Raw genomic sequence first — 2,620 nt, 5'->3', positions numbered from 1 at the left:
GAACCTGGGGCTGGATCACCTCCTTATACGATTTAGAACTTATTTGTTCGTAGTGTCCACACAGATGATTGTTAATTGTAAAGAGAACAACACTTATTGTTTGGGTCTGTAGCTCAGCTGGTTAGAGCGCACCCCTGATAAGGGTGAGGTCGGTAGTTCAAATCTACTCAGACCCACCACTTCTTCTTGATACTTCGTTGTAAGTTTCGTCGTTTAGTTATCTAAACGTCCTCTACTTACGCCTTGTCTCAAATAGAAGTCGGTATACAAACAGTAAGACCAGCATATGTGGGGCTATAGCTCAGCTGGGAGAGCGCCTGCCTTGCACGCAGGAGGTCAGCAGTTCGATCCTGCTTAGCTCCACCACTTTACTTCTTAAAAATAAATATTCTTTATCGGGTCATAAACGACCTGAGAATGAAGTGTGTTTAATTTTGAGAAGTTTTTATTTCTCTTGCTCTTTAAAAATTTGGAAAAGCTGATAATAAAATTCTGATGAATAACATTGTTATTTATCAAGAGTTTTCAAAAGTAAAAAAAGAATGGTAGCAGTACCATTCAGTGCCATTTAGTTAACTCTTTGAGTTGATTGATTGGTATCTACTTTAGTATTCAATATTGACTTCTGGCGAAGTTAAACTGTCACACAACAAAGACCCGTTTGGGTTGTATGGTTAAGTGACTAAGCGTACACGGTGGATGCCTTGGCAGTTGGAGGCGATGAAGGACGTATTAACTTGCGATAAGCCTAGTCAAGCTAGTAAAAAGCACTTGAGACTAGGATTTCCGAATGGGGAAACCCACCTGCTTGCAGGTATCGTTAACTGAATACATAGGTTAACGAGGCGAACGCGGAGAACTGAAACATCTAAGTACCCGTAGGAAAAGAAATCAACCGAGATTCCGAAAGTAGCGGCGAGCGAAATCGGAACAGCCCTTAAGCTTATTATGTGTTAATGGAAGGCTGCTGGAAAGCGCCACGATACAGGGTGATAGTCCCGTACATGAAAAGACATTTTAAGTGAAATCGAGTAGGTCGGAGCACGTGAAACTTTGACTGAATATAGGTGGACCATCATCTAAGGCTAAATACTCCCAACTGACCGATAGTGAACCAGTACCGTGAGGGAAAGGCGAAAAGAACCCCTGTGAGGGGAGTGAAATAGAACCTGAAACCGTGTACGTACAAGCAGTAGGAGCCCACTTGTTGGGTGACTGCGTACCTTTTGTATAATGGGTCAGCGACTTATATTTTGTAGCGAGGTTAACCGATTAGGGTAGCCGTAGGGAAACCGAGTCTTAACTGGGCGAATAGTTGCAAGGTATAGACCCGAAACCCGGTGATCTAGCCATGAGCAGGTTGAAGGTTGAGTAACATCAACTGGAGGACCGAACCCACTAACGTTGAAAAGTTAGGGGATGACTTGTGGTTAGGAGTGAAAGGCTAATCAAACCGGGAGATAGCTGGTTCTCCCCGAAATCTATTTAGGTAGAGCCTCGGACGAATACTTACGGGGGTAGAGCACTGTTAAGGCTAGGGGGTCATCCCGACTTACCAACCCTTTGCAAACTCCGAATACCGTAAAGTAATATCCGGGAGACACACGGCGGGTGCTAACGTCCGTCGTGAAGAGGGAAACAACCCAGACCGCCAGCTAAGGTCCCAAAGTCATAGTTAAGTGGGAAACGATGTGGAAAGGCCCAGACAGCCAGGAGGTTGGCTTAGAAGCAGCCATCCTTTAAAGAAAGCGTAATAGCTCACTGGTCGAGTCGGTCTGCGCGGAAGATGTAACGGGGCTAAACTATGCACCGAAGCTGCGGATTCATCTTAGGATGAGTGGTAGGGGAGCGTTCTGTAAGCCGTTGAAGGTGTACCGGGAGGTATGCTGGAGGTATCAGAAGTGCGAATGCTGACATGAGTAACGATAATGGGAGTGAAAAACTCCCACGCCGGAAGACCAAGGGTTCCTATCCCATGTTAATCAGGGTAGGGTAAGTCGACCCCTAAGGCGAGGCCGAAAGGCGTAGTCGATGGGAAACAGATTAATATTTCTGTACTCGATATAATTGCGATGGGGGGACGGAGCAGGCTAAGCAAGCATGGCGTTGGTAGTCCATGTGAAAGTGAGTAGGGCGTTTGTTTAGGTAAATCCGGACGAACACTAAACCTGAGACACGAGACGAGTCACTAAGGTGATGAAGTTGCTGATGCCATACTTCCAGGAAAAGCCTCTAAGCTTCAGATTATATGGAATCGTACCCCAAACCGACACAGGTGGTCAGGTAGAGAATACTAAGGCGCTTGAGAGAACTCGGGTGAAGGAACTAGGCAAAATCGTACCGTAACTTCGGGAGAAGGTACGCTCCTATCTGTGATGAGACTTGCTCTCTAAGCGGACGGGAGCCGCAGTGACCAGGTGGCTGGGACTGTTTATTAAAAACACAGCACTGTGCAAAATCGCAAGATGACGTATACGGTGTGACACCTGCCCGGTGCCGGAAGGTTAATTGATGGGGTTATCCTTAGGGAGAAGCTCTTGATCGAAGCCCCGGTAAACGGCGGCCGTAACTATAACGGTCCTAAGGTAGCGAAATTCCTTGTCGGGTAAGTTCCGACCTG

2 tRNA genes and 1 rRNA gene are annotated in these 2,620 nt (G+C 46.5%); all 3 read left to right on the top strand.

What is annotated here, in order from left to right:
* Positions 1–102 precede the first annotated feature (102 nt).
* Positions 103–179: transfer RNA gene (locus tag J5X91_RS17895), tRNA-Ile, on the top strand.
* Between the two features lie 111 nt (positions 180–290).
* Positions 291–366, top strand: a tRNA-Ala gene (locus J5X91_RS17890).
* Positions 367–672: 306 nt separating this feature from the next.
* Positions 673–2,620 (top strand): 23S ribosomal RNA (locus tag J5X91_RS17885); the annotation flags it as partial.

The organism is Pseudoalteromonas sp. K222D (assembly GCF_017653575.1).
In the GTDB taxonomy this organism is placed as follows: domain Bacteria; phylum Pseudomonadota; class Gammaproteobacteria; order Enterobacterales; family Alteromonadaceae; genus Pseudoalteromonas; species Pseudoalteromonas nigrifaciens.
Note: the sequence above shows the minus strand (reverse complement) of the source record. Positions and strands in the feature narration are given on the sequence as shown.